We start from the raw sequence: 20,477 nt of genomic DNA, 5'->3' as shown, positions 1-20,477 counted from the left end.
AGAATTTCAACTCCACGATTGCGAGTATTGCACTTCGATTGGAGCCGTTCTGCCACGAGAGACTTCATTGCTCTTTTCGGCGGCGTCGTTCTCGCTTCACTCTTAGCGCATCTCTATGGGCTTGGCCCCCGTTTGGCGCAGCTGGGACGGCGCTATGTGGATTCGGTACTCGACGACATTATATTCATTGTGTTCGTCGCGTTCTTGCTGAGCATTGCACTATCAATCTTTAGTGTTCGGCGCTACCGAGAACTCGCCCGCGGAATTGACGCACGAACCATTGCAGAAGGGGACGTCCGCGATTTGGCGCGACACGATCCATTGACTGGCTTGCCGAACCGCCGCCTGTTTGATGAGAAACTTGATCTGTGCGCTGGCCTCGCCACCGACACGCATCAAGTCGCTGTTCTGATGCTCGGCCTCGACGGCTTAAAGCGGATCAAGGATACGCACGGCCATGAAGCGGTGGACAAGGCACTCTGCGAACTTGCCACAAGGCTTATCGACATCTTGCGCAAGGATGGCCTCCTGGCGAGGATCGGAGGCGACGAATTCGGGATCGTCCTGCCCTGCATTAGCTCCCTCGAAGATCCCGCCAACCTGGCGCGCCGTATGGTGGCGTCCGCCGCCGATACTTTCGCGATTGAGACTGGCGCAGCCGAGCTTAGTCTTGGCATTGGCATCGCCATCGCTCCGCTTGATGGCGTCAACCCCCACGAATTGGTCAGGCGCGCAGAACGCGCGCTTTATCGCGCGCAGAGCGACGGCAGGTCGCGTGTTCGCTTTTTCGAACCGGACATGGACATACATGTCGAGCGGCGCATCAATATTGAGCGTGAGCTTCGGAGCGCTATCGCGGCGGATATTATCGAGCCCCACTACCAGCCGGTGGTTTCACTCGAAAGTAATCGCATCGTCGGGTTCGAGGCGTTGGCGCGTTGGGAAAACAGGACATTAGGGCATATCCCGCCCGACGTGTTTATTCCAATTGCAGAAGAAACTGGCCTCATCGACGCTCTTGGAGATCAGGTTTTTCGCCGCGCGTGTCTTGATGCCACTGCGTGGCCGAAGACGTTCTCGCTTGCCTTCAACATTTCGCCTGTTCAATTGCGGGATTCCGCGCTTGGAGGGCGCATTATATCAATCCTTGAGCAAACCGGCTTTAGTCCATGCCGCCTGGAGATTGAAATTACCGAGAGCGCGTTCGTGGAACGAAACGGGGCTGCGAAGACCGTGATTGACGAACTTCGTCGAGCCGGCGTCCGCATCGCGCTCGATGATTTTGGAACGGGTTATGCTACGCTTAGCCAGCTGCTTTCGTTTCGTCTTGACAAGATCAAGATCGATCGCAGCTTCGTGTCGCATCTCGACGAGAGCACCGACAGCCGGGTGATCGTTCGTGCTATACTCGGCCTTGCTAAAGGGTTTGGTTTGACGACCACGGCCGAGGGAGTCGAAGACGAAGGCCAACTCGTCTATCTGGTGGCCAATGGTTGCACAGAAGGACAAGGCTACTTGTTCAGTGGTCCCGTTCAAGCCGCCGGTATCCCCGCGCTGCTTGATCGCCAAGCCCGCCGCGGACCGGTTACTGAAGATGGAGCAAGAAACCTACATGCGTGAGTCGACGCGCTGAGTTCAAGCGTGCTCGGGAGGCGTTAGAATGAGCCGTGTAGATCTGCCGCACTGCATTTGACGCGTTGCCGGCAATTGCATTGTTGCTCACGGAAGGCGCATTCACTTAGACAGGGCGTGGGCTCTTAAGAAATCACATTGGCTCGATCACTGGTAGCGGCCTGTCGTGCACACCGTTTTGCACCTGCTCCAACGTCAACGCATAGGGGCATCCGCGAACGGCGATCAGATATCAGAAGTCCGGATATCGTCTCAAAGATCCGTCACCAACGCCCCTAATGCCTCTCCGACTGAAACGCCGGAGCTGACCGTTCGTAACCGGCATGAGGCCCACACCTAGCCCCCCTCGGCGTGCGCGCGATAGAGCCTGGCATGAGCTAATCGGCGGAGGTGGAACGATGGCAAATGCCATGCTTGATGCCAGGCAGGAAGGTGACTCCTATCGTCGCGTCGAGGTGATCACGGGGGAGCGCCGACGGCGTCGGTGGACGGGCGAGGAGAAGGCCCGGATCGTGGCGGAGAGCTTTGAGGAGGGTGCGAACATCTCCGAGGTGGCGCGGCGCAATGGCGTTTCGCGCGGGCTGCTTACGGTGTGGCGACGCCAGGTTGCGGCGGCGGTGGTAGGCAAGGCGCCGAACTTCGTGCCGATCCAAATTTGTGCCGAGAGCGGTAGCGGGACAGCTGTCGAGCCCGAGCGTATTTCGCCGCTACAGACGAAGCCTTTGGAGATCACCGCGCCGCCGGCCAAGGTTTGCGGGGTGGTTGAGATCGAGGTGAACGGGGCGCGCATTCGGGTCGAACCGGGCGTGGAGCTGGCGACGCTGTCGACCGTGCTGGCGGCGCTTCGGGGCATCCGGTGATTGTGCTACGATCTGACCTCAAGGTGGTGCTGGCGAGACAGCCGGTCGATTTCTGCAAGTCGGTGCACACGTTGTCGGCGCTGGTGAGCGAAGCACTGCGCGCGAACCCGTATTGCGGCGACGTCTTCGTGTTCCGCAGCAAGCGCATGGACAGAGTGAAGCTGCTGGCGTGGGATGGCAGCGGCATGGTTCTGATAACGAAGTGGCTGCACCAGGGGTGCTTCACCTGGCCGCCGATCCGCGACGGCGTGGTGCATCTAAGTGCGACGCAGCTTGCGATGCTGCTCGAGGGCACATCGAAATATCCCCTCTGGGGAGTCTGACGAATCACCTGCCATCGAAGTTACAGTGTGCGAACCGACGCATCCGCTGTTCGGCCGCACGTTCCGCGTCATTCGCCGCTCGGTTCATCGTGGCGGGGGCTTCCCGCTTTCGTACGAGGTCGAATATCGAGACGGTGCCAGCCTTTTGATTCCGGTCGCGGCGACCGAACCACGGAAGTCGATGGAGAATCGAACGAAGCTGAGCGTCGAGGCACTACACGATCTGACCTCTCTGGTTGAGCAGCTCGAACACGATGCCGATCGATCCGAAAGACCTTTGGGCCACGCTGTCAACGGCACTGCAGCGCCAAATCGTCAACGAGGTCGCCGCAGTGCTGGCGGAGGCAAGTCATGAAGTCCGAGCTGGTCAAGCCGATACACCTGGCGCGCCGCGCGGTCGTGTACATCCGGCAGTCGACGACTCATCAGGTTGTGACCAACCAAGAGAGCCTGCGATTGCAATACGCGCTTCGCCAACGCGCCATCGAGCTCGGATGGCACGAAGCTGGCATCGACGTCATCGACGCTGATCTTGGCATCAGTGGGGCGTCGGCGGCTCAGCGCAGCGGCTTCAAGGAACTGGTCGGGCGTGTTGGTCTTAACGAGGTTGGTCTGATCCTGTCGATCGACGTGACGCGTCTCGCCCGCAACTGCTCGGATTGGTATCCGCTGCTCGATATCTGCGGGCTGCACGGCTGCCTCATCGCCGACCGTGATGGCGTCTATGACCCTGGCAGCGCGAATGGCCGACTGCTGCTCGGCCTAAAGGGGACGATATCGGAGCTCGAGCTCCATACAATTCGTAGTCGATTGACGGCTGGTCTTCTTGCCAAGGCGGAGCGCGGCGAGCTTGCGCTCACCTTACCGATCGGCCTTGTCCGCGATCCCTCTGGCGTCGTCGTCAAGGACCCGAACCTGGAAGTGCAGGAACGGCTCGAGCTGCTGTTCGAGACCTTCCTGAAACTGCGCACCATTGCCAAGGTCATGCGTGAGTTCAACGACCGTGGTCTGGAGCTGCCGCGCCGCGATCGTCACGGCGATCTGCATTGGGCGCGGGCGACGACAGCCGCGGTCGCGGCGATTCTGAAGAATCCTGCCTATGCGGGCGCCTTCGTTTACGGACGGACACGACTGCGCAAACCGTCGGAGGGAAGATTACCGACGAAGGCGCCGAAGCCGATCGAGCAGTGGCGGATCATCGTCAAGGACCGCTATCCTCCCTATATCGCTTGGCAAAGCTACGAGAAGATCAGGGGCATCGTCAGCGACAACCGAGCAGAATACATGCGCAACAAGACGAGGGGGGCCCCACGTGAGGGCGAACTACTGCTGCAAGGCATCGCATGGTGTGGAAGATGCGGTCACAAGATGTACGCGCGCTACAAGAGACGCGCCGAATACGTCTGCAATCACCTGCGTTCACATCAGGGGTTGCCGGCGTGCCAATACATCCGTGCTCCCCGCGTCGACGCCGCCGTGGCGCAAGCCTTCCTTACAGCGCTGGCGCCGGCCGAGATCGACGCGTTGTCGTGCGCTCGTCGCGCTCAGCAGCAGACGTACAAAGCAATACGAAGCAATGCCGAGCAGCAGCTCGAGCGGCGACGCTACGAAGCAGCACTCGCCGAACGTCAGTTCAACCGCGTCGATCCCGACAACCGGCTCGTCGCCGCCGAGCTCGAGCGCCGTTGGGAGGCGGCTCTGAAGGAGGCTCGAGCGGCAGAGGAGACCCTGGCCCGTTTAAAGTCTCCCCAGGCTATCGCTCAGATCACCTTTGGCAACAAGGCGCTGAACGACAAAGTCGTCCACCTCTCCGGCCGTCTGCCTGAGATCTGGACGGACTCAAGCACGACCGACGCGAAACGCAAGGCGCTGCTGCGCTGTCTCATTGACAAGGTGATTCTCGATCGTGGCGAGCACGACCTCGTCAAGGTGAGGATTGTGTGGCGCGGCGGAGCCGTCACCGAGATCGAGGTAAAGGTGCGCGTCAATTCAGTAGAGAATCTCACGCAGGGCGTGGAAATGCGAGAACGCGTCCTCGAGCTCGCCCGCAACCAAGCTGCACGACGACGAGATCGCTGCCATATTGACGGGCGAAGGACACCGGTCACCAAAATGCCCAGACGGGGTGCTGCCGATCACTGTCCAGCGCATTCGCTTCCAGGCCGGCCTCAAAGGGCTTACCGAGCAACGCACGCGATGGCGGCATTCACCCGATTTGCTCAGCGCACAGGAACTCGCCGGCGTATTGAACATTCCCGTGAACTGGCTGTACGTTCAGATCAGGCAGGGCCGTCTTTTGATCGATCGTCACCCTTCGGGCGCGCACCTGTTCTCCAACACGTCGCGCGTGATTGAGGCTGTTCGAAAACTCCGCAATCACGAGCTCGATCATCTCGATCTCAGAATCACTGAGCCTCACGAGGAGGGGCATTCACATGGATAGTCGCTTGACGGGTTGGAGTGGACGCGCGTCTCACCCAAGCCTGTGAAGCAGCCGGCCGTTGTTGGGTAAGAGGAGGATTGGAGCGTGGAGCGTGCACATGTATCGTCTGATCATGGCGATTCGTCCCGACGCTCTCCCGACCGATCCGGCGTCTCTGACCGAGATGGTGCTCGCGTTTGATGCCGAGAACGAGAAGCTGCGTGTGGCCATGCAGACACTCAGGGAGATGATCTTCGGGAAGCGTTCGGAGAGGCTTACGGCGCTCGTGGACGAGCAACTGGCGCTCGAGCTGGATGATCTTCAAACCGACGCCACACGGCCTGCACCGGCCAACGACGATGCGCCTGCGGCAAAGTCGCCCGACAGACCACGCAAGAGAGCGCGCCGCAACATCGGTGCGCTGCCCAAGCACCTGCCGCGTTGTGAGCAGGTGCTGGAGCCGGAGGTGACCGCGTGCCCGTGCTGCCAAGGCCGGCTTCACAAGATTGGCGAGGACGTCAGCGAGGTGCTGGACGTGATCCCGGCGATGCTCCAGGTGCTGCGGACGGTCCGTCCCAAGTACGCTTGCCGCAGCTGCACCGATGGCGTGGTCCAGGCAAAGGTACTGCCGCGCCTGATTGAGAGTGGCATGGCCTCGACAGCACTCGTGAGCCACGTGGTGGTCTCGAAGTTCGCCTGGTATCTGCCGCTGTACCGGCAGGTTCAGATCCTGGCCGGCCAGGGCATCCAGCTTGACCGTGCGACACTCGCCGGTTGGATCAAGCGTGCCGCCTGGTGGCTCAAGAGCCTCTACAAACTGCTACTGCGGATGATCCAGGCTGCGCCGCGCGTGTTTTGCGACGAGACGCCGATGCCGGTGCTCGATCCCGGACGACATCGCACCCGCATCTGCCAGTTCTGGGCGCATGCCATGGATGACCGGCCGTGGGGCGGGCCGTCGCCGCCGGCGGTTGCCTACGTGTTCGCCAACGGCCGCGGCACGGAGGAGATCGCCGGACAATTGACGGGCTTTTCCGGCATTCTGCAAGTAGATGGTTATGCCGCCTACAAGGCGCTCGCCCGCCATCATGGCGGCGCGATCCAGCTCGCCTTTTGTCTTGCCCATGCCCGCCGCAAATTCGTCGAGGTGTACAAGACGACCCAGTCGCCGTTCGCTCGCGAGGTGATCGAACGCCTGCAGGCAGTCTATGCCATCGAAGCGGAGATCCGTGGCAGCAGTGCGGAGCAGCGGCTGGCCACCCGCCGCACCACGAGCGCACCGTTGATGGCGGCACTCAAGGCGCGACTGACCGGGATGGTGGACCAGCTCTTCTCACAGTCGAAGCTGGCAGAAGCGATCAACTATGCGCTCAATCACTGGGACGGGTTGACACTGTTCCTCCGCGACGGTCGTGTCGAGGTCGACAGCAATACGGTCGAGCGTTCCATGCGCCCGATTGCGATGGGAAGACGCAATTCATTGTTCAGCGGCAGCGAAGGCGGCGCCGAGAGCTGGGCGATCCTTGCCTCGCTCGTGAACACGGCAAAACTCCATAAACTCGACCCGCAAGCCTACCTGACAGACGTGCTGGAGCGCATCGTGTCCGGGCGAACCAAAAGCCATCAGCTGCACGAACTGCTCGCCTGGAACTGGAAGGCGGCGCACGATCGCACCACACAGGCTGCCGCATGAGCCCGCGTCGCCATAAAACAGCATCGTCGATGACGTCAGCTGCGATGCCGCTTGCGGAGCTCGAGCGATGGCTCCAGGCTCGCGCCAATCGCCATCCTGTCGCCACCAGCATCGCCATGCTCGACGGCTATGCCGCCGCGATCGTCGCCGGACCGGTGTCAATGAGCCCGATCGACTGGATCTGCCCGCTGCTCGCGATCGACGCTGACGCTTTCAACCATGGCGGCACGCCGGAGTTCGCCGCGATATCAGCCGTCGCGCTACGCCACAACGACATCAGCAACACCCTCTCGACCGCGCCCGATCGGTTCGAGCCGATGCACCGGCGCGACGTCAATGGCGATATCGATCCGCGCCCCTGGTGCCAGGGCTTCTATGCCGCGATGCAGCTCAGACTGTCCGCGTGGGCGCCGTTGCTGGACGCCGGCAACGGCAATCACGGCCTGCTGCTACCCATCCTGCTGCACAGTCGCGACGATCAGAACCGTCCGCTGCTCGGAGCGCCACAAAGCGGCCGCGAGCCTAACGCTCACGCCGACATCCCAGCGGCCGTCGAGGCCTTGCGCCAATATTGGATGCCGATCCGCTACGCACGCTGATCACCGCGGACGTGGTAGCTCATACCGCTTACACTCAAGGCGCGACTGACCGGGATGGTCGGCCAGCTCTTCTCCCAATCGAAGCTGGCAGAAGTGATCAACTATGCGCTCAATCACTGGGACGGGTTGACGCTGTTCCTCCGCGACGGCCGCGTCGAGGTCGACTCCAGTACGGTCGAGCGTTCCATGCGCCCGATTGCGATGGGGCGGGGGAACTCATTGTTCAGCGGCAGCGAAGGCGGCGCCGAGAGCTGGGCGATCCTGGCTTCGCTCGTGAACAAAACTCCGTGAACTCGACCCGCAGTCCTACTTGACCGATGTGCTGGAGCGCATCGTGTTCGGGCGAACCAAGAGCCATCAGCTGCAGGAGCTGCTCGCCTGGAACTGGAAGGCGGCGCGCCATCGTACCACACAGGCTGCCGCATGAGCCCGCGTCGCCATAAAACAGCATCGTCGATGACGTCAGCTGCGATGCCGCTTGCGGAGCTCGAGCGATGGCTCCAGGCTCGCGCCAATCGCCATCCTGTCGCCACCAGCATCTCCATGCTCGACGGCTATGCCGCCGCGATCGTCGCGGGACCGGTGTCAATGAGCCCGATCGACTGGATCTGCCCGCTGCTCGCGATCGACGCCGACGCTTTCAACCATGGCGGCACGCCGGAGTTCGCCGCGATCTCCGCCGTCGCGCTGCGCCACAACGACATCAGCAACACCCTCTCGACCGCGCCCGATCGGTTCGAGCCGATACACCGGCGCGACGTCAATGGCGATATCGATCCGCGCCCCTGGTGCCAGGGCTTCTATGCCGCGATGCAGCTCAGACTGTCCGCGTGGGCGCCGCTGCTGGACGCCGCCAACGTCAATCACGGCCTGCTGCTGCCCATCCTGCTGCACAGTCGCGATGATCAGCACGCTGATCACCGCAGACGTGGTAGCTCATACCGCTTACGACTGAGCCAAGAAAAATAGGCGATCTGGCTGTGCGCAAAATGGCCCAATTCTTGCGAGCGATCAGACGGCGGGCACAGAAGCCCAAGTTGGAGATTGAGAATGGCGAAACTGAAGGTACTCGCTGTGCTGATTGCAGTCACACATGCGCTTCTTCCGGTATCGGCAAAAGCTCCGATATGGACTTCTAATGATCGATACGGGAGCTTTTCACTCGATGGCTACTCTTGGAACAACGACGTATGGGGCAGGGACGCAGGGCCTCAGACCATCTCGGTGAGTGCTATCAACCAGTGGGGGGTATGGTCGAACCAGCCTGATACTGATGGCATCAAGAGCTATCCCCATGAGGGTTTCAATATCGGGAAGCCGCTCAGTTCAATCAACACTCTAGTATCCGCCTTCAATCAGGATGTTCCGACTAGCGGCGCCTGGGACGTCGCTTACGATATCTGGGACAACTCAAATCAGCACGAGATAATGCTCTGGACTAGAGTGAGAACTCATTAATTGTTCTGCTCCGACAATACGATACTGATTCTCTTTTGGGGAAGGATTGGGATCGTGAGTAGGAGTTTGTTTTGGCTGAGCGACGAGCAGTGGCAGCGGATCGAACCTCACTTGCCAACCGATGTGCGCGGTGTCGAGCGGCAGGACGATCGCCGCATTATCAGCGGCATTATACATGTGCTGAAAAGCGGCTGCCGCTGGTCCGATTGCCCCGAAGCCTACGGGCCTCCGACAACGATCTACAATCGCTTCGCCCGGTGGGCGCGGCGCGGCATATGGGAAAGCCTGTTCCGCACGCTTGCCGGCAACGGTCGATCGATAGACACGCAGATGATCGACTCCACGCACGTCAAAGCGCATCGCTCAGCAGCGGGCGGAAAAGGGGGGAGCAGAAGCAGGCTGTTGGCCGCTCGCGCGGAGGGCGCAACACGAAGATACACGCACTTGCAGATGCTAAGGGACGCCTGATCGCGATTTTGTTGACCGGAGGTGAAGCGCACGACTGTCCGGTCGCAGAACGCCTGATCCGCAGGGTCAAGCCTCCGAAACGGATGCTCGGCGACAAGGCCTATGACAGCGCCGAATTGCGCGAGGAGCTGGATGCGCGCGGAACCAAGCCGGTCATTCCAAACCGCAGCAATCGCAAACAACCCTACAGCTTCTCAAAGCGCCTCTACAAACTGCGCTGGCGCATCGAGAGTGCATTCAACCGGCTGAAGGACTTCAGGCGTATCGCGACCCGTTATGACAGGCTGGCGCGAAACTATCTCGCCTCCGTCTGCCTCACCGCAGCTCTTGTATGGTGGATCTAATGAGTCTGGACCCTAATTACACCGGAAATCCTGACGGTGGCGGCAACGTCAAGCCCATTTCTTACAAGTATGCTCCTTCCGGGGCGGCTATACCGGTCTACACAAACGTCGACGTAGGCGGAGCGACTTGGAACGTGTTTGAAGGCGAAAATCGCCACAAGGTCATCTCATTCCTGCGCACTTCGAAGACTAACAGCGGGACGGTGGATATCAAAAGTGTCCTTCAGTGGATCAAGTCGAAAGGGTACTTTGGGGAGATAAACGTCGGCAACGTCCAATACGGCGTTGAGATCACCTCCTCCCCAGGCGGGGTGAATTTCCACTTCAGTAATTGGACCCTGACATCAATAATTGCACCCTGACATCGAACTGAGTGAAATGGACCCGCGGAGCGGGACTGCTTGAGCCGGTTTGCTAGTTGGTAACTGACCGCCCCAAATCCCTTTCTACCACGCTGCGAGAGACGAGCTATGCGGGAGCGTGGATGATGACTGGCTGAGAGAGGCGGCGCATCGAGGCGGGTGTCAAGCCTGCCAGGACCTCTTGAAGAGAGCGATACGCCATGACGAAACTACAAACATCCTGACCCTCTGTCAGCGGTCGGCGGTTGATGATCCACCGACAGAAATTTTGCGGAATGGAGCCTGAAACCTGCTCGCCAGGGCGGTCGAGATTGAACTGCGGGCGTTTCTGGAGAGGACGGCTGAGTTGAAGCTGCCGGATGGCTGCTCGACGAGCTGCGCCGCCGGCATACCGACCTTAACCCCAACATCCGACGCGCGCTGGAGCGGCGGCGCATCGATGCCTGGCGGGCGCTCAGCGGCCCTGAACAGGACGTGATCTTCCGCCAAGAGCACGACCGGTCGTCATAAGTGGTCTCCCTGCGGCCGAAGGATCCTGGATGCTCCGCGACGATCCTTCCATGCTGACGGACCACGATGCGGTCGGCATAGGCCTGGAAACGGCGGCGAGCATTTTCCTCGCTTCCATGGATGGATGTCCGGGTCCTGGATCCCGCATGCGCTTCCTCTTTGGAAGCACACGCTCCGAACCGCTCCCCCACGCAAGACGCCAATGCGGCCGAGCAGCTGCGTGGCGCGTTGGGACCAACGCGGTTTGTGCTATCTTGACCATAGTCTCTCCAGATACACCATTCCCTGCTTGGCCATTTCCCTGTGGAGCTCACAGGTCTTCTGCGAGTCAGCGGTGAGAGTTTCATTGGTCTGCTTCAGACAATTGGTCTGAAGCTCAAGAGCTTCATGAAGCGAGCGCACGCGCGCGAGCTTCTCGACAAACGACTTGGTCTGTTCGAACGATATTGTGGCGTAGCCGCCATAGGTATTCGCGATTTTTTTAAGCTAATCGGGATCGTTTCCGCCGACGGGGCACGGCCGCTAGGGAAGATCTCACTCGAGTCGGCCTGTGCGTTGAGCGGCTTATGGGTGTCCTGGAACTGTTCCGGCTTCGAGCCGCGTTGCTGACCGGAGTTGCTCCGCTGCGTCGCCTTGTCGCTCTGCTGGCTCGCCTTCCGGGTGCCCTTGCCCGACCGCTCTATGGGCTTATTCTCTTCTGTCATCGTTCGAGACTCTATGGAAAAGGTTGATCAACTTGCAAGCCTCTGCCACATTTGCGCTAACTCACGAGGGCAGAGGCGCATCTCAGACCGTGAATGCGCGTCAGGAGCACAAGGAGATGTCTGACCGGCGGCGACGCGAATCTCGGCAACGGACGAGCTCAATTCCAATCTTGCGCCGCACGGGGTCCCTTCAGCAAGCCTTAGTCAACCTGGGCCTTTCCATTTCGCTTGAGACGCAAATGAGCGGCGGCTAGTCCAGCAGCTTTCCAAAGCTGAGCAGCGAGCCTACGAAGCGTACTTCCCATCTCGCATTCGTCCTTGTGTCGAGGGCAGGGCATATCGCCGCAGCTCTTCTTAGGCGCGCACTTGACGCTCAAGCTCAGCCCCCGCGTGACTAGACTCTCTTCTCCCCGAGAATGGAAGCGAAGTCGATAACTCTATCTACACGGCAGATCACCTCCTGAATCAGGTAGGGTCTCTGCTGAAGTTGTCGTGCACACCGACCGTAAATTCGCACATGCTTCAAGGCACCAGGAGCCCTAATTGTATTGGTGGCGGGCGCAGCTTAGTCCAGTAGGCGGGCGCGATACGCCTCATTTGCGGTCGTCGAATCGGTCTTTGTTGGCCTGACTCCCCCGCCACCATTCCCGCGTTGATTAGCGAAGGTGGTCATCGGGCGAGATGGTGGTCACGACCGCTGAAGTCGGTCCAAGGAAGATAAGCGACGTCGGTGCTTGCGCGCCACCGCTCGGCGAGCATGATTTCGGCGCTTAGGCCAACACCGGGTGCATTCCACTGACTATCCTGGCTACCACCCATCCTGTTGTCACCCGGCGTTGGGCATGGACTCATGGGGTTGACGATCTGCACGCATCCCGAGCCGTAATAGATCCAGCCGATAAATCCGCCGGCCTTGTAGGAAATCGTAACCGACGTCGGCCCCGCATCGTCTCGGTCGCGGTGATTGTCGCGGTCGGCGTCAACAGCGACGGCCGGCGCGAGGTTCTCGGCATGGATATTGGTCCCTCCGAGGCCGAGACGTTCTGGACGGCGTTCCTGCGCAAACTTGCCCGCCGCGGCCTGCGCGGCGTCAAGCTCGTCGTCTCCGACGCCCATGAGAGCATCAAGGCTACCGTCGCCAAGGTGCTCAACGCCAGCTGGCAACGGTGCCGCGTCCACTTCATGCGCAACGCGCTGGCGCACACCGGCAAGAGCGGGCGGCGCGTCGTCTCCGCCTTCATCGCCACCGCCTTCGCCCAGGACGATGCCGAGGCCGCAACGGCGCAGTGGCGCAAGGTCGCTGATCAGCTCCGCCTCAAGCTGCCCAAGCTTGCCGACTTCCTCGACGAAGCGGAGACCGATGTGCTGGCCTACATGACGTTCCCGCCGCAACATCGCACCAAGCTGTACTCCACCAACCCAATCGAGCGCCTCAACGGCGAGATCAAGCGGCGCACCGAGGTGGTTGGCATCTTCCCCAACGAGGATGCCATCGTCCGCCTCATCGGCGCGATCCTGCTCGAGCAGAACGATGAATGGGCCGTCCAGCGTGCCCGTTACATGACACTGGAAACCATCGCGCCGTTGAGTGATGATCCGACCGTCAGCCTTCCGGCTATCGCCAGCTGACCGGCCCGGCCCACGCCGGCGAACGCGGTGCCCCGCCGCCAGCTACACCACGCCCGGGGACACGATCAACCCTGACCATCGCGCCAACTATTTTTGCTCTCGGTTTTGGTAGGTCGACCCGAATTGAACTGCGGTTGTAGCGAGCGGGGTGATGAACGTTTCACGATACACTCGATGCGAACAATGTCATTGTTGGCTTCGAATAGGCCGACGATGACGTCTCAGGCCGCGGCACAGGTCCGTTATTCATCTTCGAACGAGCTGATTTTTGCGAGCGAACGAGCGCTGGTGCTTGTCCCGTTTGTTTGATTTTTGACAGCGGCACAGCGCCTGTCGGGCTCCAAACACCAGCTGCCATCTTCCGCGTGTTTGTCCGTCGTCAGATAATTTGAGACTGATCAGGCATTTCGAGAAGGGAGGCTCTGGCTCATCAGGGGTTAGAATTTAAGCTGCTTGCAATTGATGCTGCCAGCGGCGGTTTGCGATGGTGTTGCGCTTGATGCGTTTTCGCTCGGCGAGGATCGCCTCAGCCCTGCCGAAGTAGACATCGGCAGGAGTGAGGTTGTCGATGCTCTCATGATAGCGGACGTGATTGTAGTGTTCGACGGAGGCCCGTATCTGCCGTTCGAGGTCGCCGGGCAGGTAGTAGTTGTTGAGCAGAATGCGGTTCTTCAAGGTCTGGTGCCAGCGCTCGATCTTTCCCTGGGTTTGGGGATGATACGGAGCGCCGCGCACATGTTGCATGCCCTTCTGTTCGAGCCAGCTGGCCAGATCGTCTGCCACGTAACTCGAGCCATTGTCGCTTTGAAGCCTCGGCCGGAGTGCGACGGTGCCGCGGTCGAGACCAGAGGCCACGATTGCCTGGTCGAGCGTGGCCGTGACGTCGGCGGCAGCCATGGTGGGACCAAGCCGCCAGGCGACGATGTACCGCGAGAAGTCATCGAGCACGGTCGAGAGATAGTACCACCCTCATCCGGCGATCTTCCTCCCTCCGCAAAATCCTTCAATTTGTCTCACAGGTCCTGACGGCGAACAATTTTAGACAGGTACGTCCTGGCCTGAGATGGGCGTATGATCGTCGCTGTGGACGAGGACCATTGCAATGTAGCGCTACTATTTCCCGATCATTCGTAACGGGCGCGTACAGCCAGACGATGAGGGTGAAATGTTTAGCTCGGCAGATCTCGCGAGGCAGTACGGTACCCGTGTCGCTCGGGGGCGACCCCGACTACGATAGACTGTTAGTACCACGGTCGTAGCGGTGCTCGATAGCGCTGGCACGGAGATCGGGCGAGATGTTGTTGGCGAGATGCCTCGCTGAGGAGCGGCCCAAGGCATCCAAAGTTCGCCACCCTCCTTCGTCGATCCAGAATTCTCCATTCGCCATATCGCGACAAAATATGCGCTCCGTGTACTGGTGGTTGGCAAAGTCGGTCATGGCGACTGCCGAGCCGCTAACTCAGCCTCAGCTGCGCGCAGTGAGGCTACACGCTTGCTCCTGCAGTGCAGCTGGCGGCTTTATGAGCATATCGAGCGTGGCGCGCTTCTCCGGTAGTACCGACGATCGCGGAAGTGTTGCTGATCAGATCCGCGCATGGCAGGTCAGGCTGCCCCGGCCCGGTTTGGCACACCAAACCAAAGCGGTCATCCAGAAACTTCCAGTCGATCAGCGCCGCCAACCGCACCAGCGGGTGGCCCATGTCGATGATTTGATCGAGCGCCGGAAGCAACAGGTCTTTCTGGCGATCATCCCGCGGTTTGCTCATCGCCGTCCCCAATGCCGATGACCCGCCGTCAGGGAATCACGAATCGCTGCGAAAGCAAAATCCCAAAACGCAAGAAACCGCGGCCCCACACCCGGCTTTCCTGCAAAATCGAATACTTTATCCAGGTAACTTCTGTCTATCTCTCAGGCCGATCTGCATTCTTCACGGACAACCCCGATGAATCGCTGTTTCGAACAGTAGCCAAAGATGCCCACCATCGTCTTAATTGCGTGGGCAACTTCTTGCAATTGCGAAGGCATCTCGTCCAGCAATGCGCCTGCAGTGCAGACAATCAGCGCGCCGGGCTGATCATCCCCTTCGCCTATGTCAAGGACAAGCCGCAGTCGGTCAGCTCGACCACGACGTCGGTTGTAGAAATGACGCCTTTGCGATGAGTGATCGCCAGCACGGTCACATCTTCCGCCAGGCTGCGAATATGGTCCAAAATGTCCCGCTCGGTTCGTTCGTCAAGCGCGGAGCTGGCCTCGTCGAGAAGAAGGATCGCCGGCTCGCCATAGAGCGCGCGGGCAATAGCAATACGCTGCCGCTCCCCGCCTGAAAGCTTCAAACCGCGTTCTCCAACGGTTGTTTCAAATCCTTCCGGCAGAGCGTCGATAATGGGGAGAATAGCGGCGTTTTCCGACGCACCGCGAAGGCGCACCTCGTCGCGGGGCCGTCCTAGCAGAATATTGTCGGCTAGCGACTCATTGAGCAACATCACGTCCTGCGGCACGACAGCAACTGCGGCATACCAATCCGTGTGATCGATGGTCGCTATATCGGTTCCATCGACCAGAATACGGCCGCAGTCTGGCTCAATCGATTTCAGGACGAGCTTGAAGATTGTCGACTTCCCCGATCCGGTTTCGCCGACAAGGAAGGTAATGGCGCCGCGCCTAGCCATAAACGAGACATTCGTAACGCCACGACCGTTGTCGTAGGCATAACCAATGCCCTCGAAGGATAGCTGGCCAGCGGAGGGCGTGAAATCATGAGCATGAGATGTTCGCCGCTCTTCTGGTGCGACCCACAGTCTGGCGAGAGGAATGAGGTCGGCTCGCGACCGCGCCGCGTCAGAGATCGCGCGCGCGACCATCTCGAAGGGCATATTGAGTTGGAGTAGAATCGTGTTGAATAGCACAATATCGCCGATCGTGACCGCGCCGGCCCGGTATTCAGGTATTAGAATGAGAAGTGTGACGGCAAATTGTAGCGCGATGGCTAAGCCGAGCACGGCTATGTAGGCCAGTCGTTGAAACACGTAAGCTCGCCAGTTATCGCGCACCTCCCGCGCCTTCATCGTAAAGCGCTGGCTCATCCAGGAATGACTGCCGAAATGGCGCAACGTGTCCATGGAGTTCGTGACGTTGCCGACGAAACGTGCATTCTCCTGTCCGGCTTCGATGGCCCGGTCCAAAAACACGTGCGCCCGACGCGTGGAACTCCACCCCAATGTAATCGCGACAGCCCCATAAGCGACAACGATTGCAGCGATTTGGATATTGACGAGCACACCGAGAGTAGCGAGCGTAAGCAGAAGCTGCGCTGCAGCCGGGATGATTATCATAATTCCAAGCTGGACCAACGTCGTCAACGCGCTGCACCCGCGCGCGGCCGCCCTCTGTATCTCCACGGGATTGTGCTCAAGAAAAAAGGCCGAGGTTTTTCTCAGGATGCGATCGAAAAAGCGAGTTGCCGCAATGAAGCCCAGGTTCTCGGCTGTCATGAAGGAAAGATACTGCAGCATGCGCTGCAATGCGGAGGCTATGCCGAGCAGGACCGCATAGCCGGCGAATCCCCAGGCAAGCGCCGACATGCCGTCCCCCCGCGGGAGACGATCAATGAGACTCGAAAATACATAGGGGGCTGCGACGCTGCTCGCGCTGGAGATCAGCACCACTGTGGCAACGATGAGAAGCAAGCGCCGATCGGATCGCCAGTACGCATGCAGAATTTCGGAAACCGGCGACAATGTGCTGTCGTTGACCTGATCTGCGGCGGATCCAAGGAATGGGGCTTTGCTTGCACTGAGAGAGCCGACATGGCCTTGCGATCTGGATTCCATACGATCTCACGTAAAGATGCGGCTCTGCGGAATTTGCTGCCGTTTACCGTTACTAGCCCGTCTTATTCACGATGTGCCCGCGTGAAGAAGGCCACATTTGCGTTCCCCGGGGTGGGGTCGCGAGTGAGGGTTGCGGAGTTTTCCGCGGTTTGCGTCGAATGTGGGGAACGCGTTTGAGGAGCGATGGGGATGAACGGGGCATCAGCCGCCCCGTTGGTCACGGCGGTTGAGGGAAGAATGCGTTGACAAGGCCGCGGAACAGGTCGGCCTCGGGACAGGCTGCGGCGAAGGCGATGCGGATCCGGCTTGTGGTCTCGACGATGCGAGCGGCGATCTTGAGAAGTCTGAGCCTGATCGTTGCGAACTCGGCGGTGGCGAGGTCGCGCAGTTTCGGGATCCTGTCGCGCACGACGAGCACGAGCCAATAAGCGGCGGTGTGGAGCACGAGGCGGACCTGATTGGCGAGCGCCGAGCGGCAGCTGGTCCGATCGGAAGCGAGCTGGCTCTTGTGCAGCTTGATCAGGTTCTCGGCCTGTCCACGTTGGCAATAGAGGCTGTCGTAGATCCATTGAGCCGAGCCGATGCCCAGGCTGGTGACGACATAACGGATATCGAGCCCGTGCTCGCTCGCCTCGATGCGGGCGACGATGCGGCGCTCGTGGTGCCAGGAGCCGGCGGCGTGGCGGACCTCGGTGTAGTCCCGCACTACCGCCTTGCCTTCGATCGCCCGTTCGACGCGGACCGCGTCTGCGATCTGCTCGACCTTCACGGCGAGCGGCTTGGTCCCGGCCACGGCGAAGACGTAATCGATGCCGTTTTGCTCGCAGAACTCCATGGCCTCGGGGCGGGCGTAATGACTGTCGCCGCGGAAGGTGATGCGCGTCGTGGGCCAGCGCTTTCGAATGTGACGGACGAGGCGGCGCAGATGGGCACGAACTTCGAGGCCGCCCGGCACCTTGCCCGGGCGCAGAACGACCGCAACCGGCCGGCTGCGCTGGGTATCGTAGACATGGATCGGCAGAAAGCAGTGCTCGTCGTAATGGGCGTTGAACAATGATAGCTGCTGACGCCCATGCACCACGTCGACGGTGTCGTCGATATCAAGCGTCACAGCGCCCGGCGCGCGTGAGTAGCTGTCCATCCACAGGTCGACAAGCGCATAGCTCAGTCGGATCGTCTCGCGCAGGTCAGGGGCATTCTCCAGCCGCGACAGGGTCGGCTGCGAGCAGAGGTTCAAACCGCTGTCCGGTAGACGGCCGCAGGCCAGCTTGAAGGCCGGATCGCTGCGCAGCTGGTCGAGATCATTGCCGTCCTCGTAGCCGCACGCGATGGCGAAGATCCGGGCGCGGATCAGATCGACAAGGCGATGTGCGATGCGGGCCGGATCGCGCCGCTCGGGAAAAACGCGCGCCAGTTTCTCCGAGACCTTGGCATGACCGTCGGCCAGCGACAGCAGCATGACGCCTGCATCCGACGTCAGTCGCCCGCCATCGAAAGCGGCTGTGATCTTCTTGCGTCCGACCGCTGGAAATATGAAGGGCAGAATTGTATCGTCGACCATGGCGGGTGTGGCGGCCTCAATGTCAGCGCAGAATTGGTGTCAGCAACCGAATCCTACGCCCCATCAGCGGCTTACGCCACACCCGCCAGCCACTTCAAAGCTCATCGTGAATAAGACGGGCTAGACTCCAACCCAATTTTGTCCAGCACCGTCATCCAACCCCGCCAAATCTTGGTAGGTTGCCGCCCGGTTTCTCACATGAGAGACGTTATAGTGTGGCTCGACACGCTGCCGCGCCACACGACGAGAAGCCCGATCACGCTATCAATAGGAACAGACATGAAGAGCGCAACTGCAGACACGTCTAAGCGGCCATCGAGGCCCGATACAACGGACGACCTCCCCTTACCGGTGTTGCCACCTCCCACTATCGAGGGAGAGAAGGCCCCTTTCCCTGACGACAGCAGTAACTACGGCTACCTTTAAGATCATTCTTAACTCCGTTATCGCCTCTCCCGCGAGAGGCGATAACGTTTAAGTCGAGGAACAAATGCTCAAGGCTACTCTGAAGATAGCCGACTTGGAACACGTTGATCCTGCTGTTAAAGGCTGTTCGATAGAGTTTGGTGAAAGCTACATCCGGCCGTTCCAGCATAAGAGTCTTGAGAGTTCGTTAGTCAAGAACACTGAGCAATGGTTCTTCGTCATACGTGAGCGTCAAGTCGCGACGGACGGGGCTGACGTTCATCCGGTCCTAATAGCCCATGCGTCTACGGATCAGTTTCGTCAGCACTATCAGAAATGCATGCACTGGCCGCTCGATTTTATTGTGATCGAGGCCGCTCGCCGGGGTCCTCGGTTGCGAGTACGAGCAGGCCATATAGGCAGCCTCCCAATTTACTTCCACGTGGAGGAGCGCACTCGTACGGTTACGCTCTCCTGGGATTTCGTCGATTTTTTGGATAAATCGCGAGCGATTGATGCGGAGATTATAGCGCATCACCTGTCGATGAGAACGTTCTACTCTGCGCGACAGGCCTGTGTTGGCGTTAACCTGCTGACTGCTGGCTCCACCTTGTACGTCGACAGATCGGAAACGTCATTTGAGTACGGCGCGACAACTTCATCAGCCCCTGAGCTCTCTGGACGAGAGGAGAGCAATCATGTCCTTGAGTTTTCTGATACTCTTCAGGCGGTTGTTCGTTCGCGGCCGACGGCCTTCTGCGCAAGCGCTGTGGAGCTGAGCGGAGGAATGGACTCCGCTGCCGTCGCAATCGCTGTTGGCGAGAGCGTAGCATCGCTAGCATGTGGCGGGATACTATTGGGCGACGGGAGTAGCCCCAAGCAGATTGACCGCCGAGCGAGCATTTTGAGTGCACTGAATTGCCGCGATCACAAAGTTGAAATGCACGCCCACATGCCGGCGATTGATATAGATCTTGACCTGAAAGGACGTCTGCCACTCATTTCAGAGTATTACCTTGAGGCGTTCGGGTCCCTCTGGGATCGGTTTCGCGGTGATGGCTGCGAAATAATCTGGACTGGCATAGGAGGAGACGAGCTTTGCGCTCGCTTCAGCAGCGACGAGGGGGAACCCAGATCTCCCTCTTCACCCCATCTGGATATCGCGCTTGGGCTTGCAGAAGACCTATTGACGAAACGCGGGCTCGACGTCGCTCGTTCATCCTTCCTTTTTAGCGCCCCCATCAGCGCCACTCTATCCACAACTCTGCTCGCAAGTCTTTGTCATGCTCGCCCGCTCGCGACGCGAGGACTTTGGCCCGTCCGCCCATTCGGCGATCCGAGATTGATCAATTTTGGAGCGAAGCTTCCGTTTGCACTTCGCTCGGGCAAGGAACTCCTCCGTTCTTATTTGAGTGAGCGCTTGGGCTCTGACGTATTTCCACACGGTTACGCAAAGGAGACTTTCGCGCTTGTACTGCCAAAGGCGATTGCGGCTCGTGCGGACATAATTTCATCACAGCTTGCTTCTTGCGCCTTGGCCGACTTCGGCTTGGTTTCGCAAGAGGCTGTCATGGCGCTCTTGAAGAGGGTGATAACAACACACGAATTTTTGGCAACAAGCACCTTGGCTCGCTTTTTATGGGCGGAACGTTTCGTTCGACAACTCTGTTGATTGC

Annotated in this window: 18 protein-coding genes and 4 pseudogenes; 16 read left to right on the top strand and 6 right to left on the bottom strand. The window is 59.7% G+C overall.

Annotated features, from left to right (window positions below; all coding sequences use genetic code 11):
• Positions 1-156: 156 nt before the first annotated feature.
• The 13 genes from ACVWYP_RS42925 to ACVWYP_RS42865 all read left to right on the top strand — a co-directional run bounded on the left by ACVWYP_RS42925 (position 157) and on the right by ACVWYP_RS42865 (position 10,161).
• Positions 157-1,620, top strand: coding sequence for a putative bifunctional diguanylate cyclase/phosphodiesterase (locus ACVWYP_RS42925; protein WP_244980936.1), 1,464 nt, complete (start codon positions 157-159; stop codon positions 1,618-1,620).
• 410 nt (positions 1,621-2,030) lie between these two features.
• Complete coding sequence (tnpA, locus tag ACVWYP_RS42920; protein ID WP_063607128.1) at positions 2,031-2,492, top strand: IS66-like element accessory protein TnpA; 462 nt, start codon at positions 2,031-2,033, stop codon at positions 2,490-2,492.
• Entirely contained in the window at positions 2,489-2,815 is a 327-nt protein-coding gene (gene tnpB / locus ACVWYP_RS42915) for an IS66 family insertion sequence element accessory protein TnpB (RefSeq protein ID WP_028344241.1), read from the top strand. Before tnpA ends, tnpB begins: the two co-directional genes overlap by 4 nt.
• 25 nt (positions 2,816-2,840) lie before the next feature.
• Positions 2,841-3,170, top strand: a complete 330-nt coding sequence (locus ACVWYP_RS42910; protein ID WP_189397628.1) for a hypothetical protein — start codon at positions 2,841-2,843, stop codon at positions 3,168-3,170.
• Positions 3,167-5,170, top strand: a complete 2,004-nt coding sequence (locus ACVWYP_RS42905; RefSeq protein ID WP_456684297.1) for a recombinase family protein — start codon at positions 3,167-3,169, stop codon at positions 5,168-5,170. Before ACVWYP_RS42910 ends, ACVWYP_RS42905 begins: the two co-directional genes overlap by 4 nt.
• 200 nt (positions 5,171-5,370) lie before the next feature.
• The gene (gene tnpC / locus ACVWYP_RS42900) at positions 5,371-6,930 is read left to right on the top strand and encodes an IS66 family transposase (protein WP_172649038.1); all 1,560 of its coding nucleotides are present in this window, start codon (positions 5,371-5,373) and stop codon (positions 6,928-6,930) included.
• 29 nt (positions 6,931-6,959) lie between these two features.
• Complete coding sequence (locus tag ACVWYP_RS42895; RefSeq protein WP_172646725.1) at positions 6,960-7,529, top strand: YecA/YgfB family protein; 570 nt, start codon at positions 6,960-6,962, stop codon at positions 7,527-7,529.
• Positions 7,530-7,583: 54 nt separating this feature from the next.
• The gene (locus ACVWYP_RS42890) at positions 7,584-7,820 is read left to right on the top strand and encodes an IS66 family transposase (RefSeq protein ID WP_370142434.1); all 237 of its coding nucleotides are present in this window, start codon (positions 7,584-7,586) and stop codon (positions 7,818-7,820) included.
• A 28-nt stretch (positions 7,821-7,848) separates the two neighbouring features.
• Positions 7,849-7,956 (top strand): hypothetical protein, encoded by a 108-nt coding sequence (locus tag ACVWYP_RS42885; RefSeq protein WP_370143884.1) that lies wholly within the window; start codon positions 7,849-7,851, stop codon positions 7,954-7,956.
• Positions 7,953-8,498, top strand: a complete 546-nt coding sequence (locus ACVWYP_RS42880) for a UPF0149 family protein (protein WP_334369536.1) — start codon at positions 7,953-7,955, stop codon at positions 8,496-8,498. Before ACVWYP_RS42885 ends, ACVWYP_RS42880 begins: the two co-directional genes overlap by 4 nt.
• A gap of 81 nt (positions 8,499-8,579) precedes the next feature.
• Positions 8,580-8,987: a glycoside hydrolase family 12 protein gene (locus ACVWYP_RS42875; RefSeq protein WP_244980937.1), complete on the top strand. Its 408-nt coding sequence runs from the start codon at positions 8,580-8,582 to the stop codon at positions 8,985-8,987.
• 66 nt (positions 8,988-9,053) lie between these two features.
• Positions 9,054-9,799 (top strand): IS5 family transposase gene (locus tag ACVWYP_RS42870; RefSeq protein WP_370142457.1). Its coding sequence is split into 2 segments (ribosomal slippage): positions 9,054-9,398 and positions 9,401-9,799, totalling 744 coding nucleotides; the frame shifts between segments, so codons are not numbered across the junction.
• Positions 9,799-10,161 (top strand): GH12 family glycosyl hydrolase domain-containing protein, encoded by a 363-nt coding sequence (locus ACVWYP_RS42865; RefSeq protein ID WP_244980938.1) that lies wholly within the window; start codon positions 9,799-9,801, stop codon positions 10,159-10,161. Before ACVWYP_RS42870 ends, ACVWYP_RS42865 begins: the two co-directional genes overlap by 1 nt.
• Before the next feature lie 759 nt (positions 10,162-10,920).
• Here ACVWYP_RS42865 and ACVWYP_RS42860 read toward each other — a convergent pair.
• Complete coding sequence (locus ACVWYP_RS42860) at positions 10,921-11,148, bottom strand: phasin family protein (protein ID WP_311990399.1); 228 nt, start codon at positions 11,146-11,148, stop codon at positions 10,921-10,923.
• A gap of 1,157 nt (positions 11,149-12,305) precedes the next feature.
• Here ACVWYP_RS42860 and ACVWYP_RS42855 point away from each other — a divergent pair.
• Positions 12,306-13,004, top strand: a pseudogene (locus ACVWYP_RS42855) (IS256 family transposase); the annotation flags it as partial.
• A 444-nt stretch (positions 13,005-13,448) separates the two neighbouring features.
• Here the strand turns inward: ACVWYP_RS42855 and ACVWYP_RS42850 are convergent.
• Positions 13,449-13,973 (bottom strand): annotated as a pseudogene (locus tag ACVWYP_RS42850) (transposase); the annotation flags it as partial.
• Positions 13,974-14,124: 151 nt separating this feature from the next.
• Between ACVWYP_RS42850 and ACVWYP_RS42845 the strand changes: the two are divergent.
• Positions 14,125-14,241 (top strand): annotated as a pseudogene (locus ACVWYP_RS42845) (hypothetical protein); the annotation flags it as partial.
• On the opposite strand, the gene ACVWYP_RS42840 reads toward ACVWYP_RS42845, so the two are convergent.
• From ACVWYP_RS42840 to ACVWYP_RS42825, 4 genes and pseudogenes are all read right to left on the bottom strand, one after another.
• The gene (locus tag ACVWYP_RS42840; RefSeq protein ID WP_172646727.1) at positions 14,233-14,442 is read right to left on the bottom strand and encodes a hypothetical protein; all 210 of its coding nucleotides are present in this window, start codon (positions 14,440-14,442) and stop codon (positions 14,233-14,235) included. The pseudogene ACVWYP_RS42845 and the gene ACVWYP_RS42840 sit on opposite strands and share 9 nt — an antisense overlap.
• Before the next feature lie 157 nt (positions 14,443-14,599).
• Positions 14,600-14,770: pseudogene (locus ACVWYP_RS42835) on the bottom strand (IS5/IS1182 family transposase); the annotation flags it as partial.
• A gap of 322 nt (positions 14,771-15,092) precedes the next feature.
• On the bottom strand, positions 15,093-16,835 hold the full coding sequence (locus tag ACVWYP_RS42830) for an ABC transporter ATP-binding protein (protein WP_129964839.1): 1,743 nt from the start codon (positions 16,833-16,835) through the stop codon (positions 15,093-15,095).
• A 217-nt stretch (positions 16,836-17,052) separates the two neighbouring features.
• Complete coding sequence (locus tag ACVWYP_RS42825; protein WP_129964838.1) at positions 17,053-18,396, bottom strand: IS1380 family transposase; 1,344 nt, start codon at positions 18,394-18,396, stop codon at positions 17,053-17,055.
• A gap of 490 nt (positions 18,397-18,886) precedes the next feature.
• Here ACVWYP_RS42825 and ACVWYP_RS42820 point away from each other — a divergent pair, with 490 nt between their 5' ends.
• Entirely contained in the window at positions 18,887-20,473 is a 1,587-nt protein-coding gene (locus tag ACVWYP_RS42820) for an asparagine synthetase B family protein (protein WP_244980939.1), read from the top strand.
• Positions 20,474-20,477: the final 4 nt, after the last annotated feature.

Source organism: Bradyrhizobium sp. USDA 3262, assembly GCF_054060035.1.
The sequence above is the reverse complement of the archived record's forward strand: the minus strand, read 5'-3'. Positions and strand labels throughout refer to the sequence as shown.

Coding starts and splice junctions, on each gene's coding strand:
- ACVWYP_RS42895 (WP_172646725.1), top strand. CDS start 6,960: ATGACGTCAGCTGCGATGCCGCTTGCGGAGCTCGAGCGATGGCTCCAG.
- ACVWYP_RS42905 (WP_456684297.1), top strand. CDS start 3,167: ATGAAGTCCGAGCTGGTCAAGCCGATACACCTGGCGCGCCGCGCGGTC.
- ACVWYP_RS42840 (WP_172646727.1), bottom strand. CDS start 14,442: ATGACCGACTTTGCCAACCACCAGTACACGGAGCGCATATTTTGTCGC.
- ACVWYP_RS42820 (WP_244980939.1), top strand. CDS start 18,887: ATGCTCAAGGCTACTCTGAAGATAGCCGACTTGGAACACGTTGATCCT.
- ACVWYP_RS42890 (WP_370142434.1), top strand. CDS start 7,584: ATGGTCGGCCAGCTCTTCTCCCAATCGAAGCTGGCAGAAGTGATCAAC.
- ACVWYP_RS42865 (WP_244980938.1), top strand. CDS start 9,799: ATGAGTCTGGACCCTAATTACACCGGAAATCCTGACGGTGGCGGCAAC.
- ACVWYP_RS42880 (WP_334369536.1), top strand. CDS start 7,953: ATGAGCCCGCGTCGCCATAAAACAGCATCGTCGATGACGTCAGCTGCG.
- tnpC (WP_172649038.1), top strand. CDS start 5,371: ATGGCGATTCGTCCCGACGCTCTCCCGACCGATCCGGCGTCTCTGACC.
- ACVWYP_RS42825 (WP_129964838.1), bottom strand. CDS start 18,396: ATGGTCGACGATACAATTCTGCCCTTCATATTTCCAGCGGTCGGACGC.
- ACVWYP_RS42830 (WP_129964839.1), bottom strand. CDS start 16,835: ATGGAATCCAGATCGCAAGGCCATGTCGGCTCTCTCAGTGCAAGCAAA.
- ACVWYP_RS42875 (WP_244980937.1), top strand. CDS start 8,580: ATGGCGAAACTGAAGGTACTCGCTGTGCTGATTGCAGTCACACATGCG.
- tnpA (WP_063607128.1), top strand. CDS start 2,031: ATGGCAAATGCCATGCTTGATGCCAGGCAGGAAGGTGACTCCTATCGT.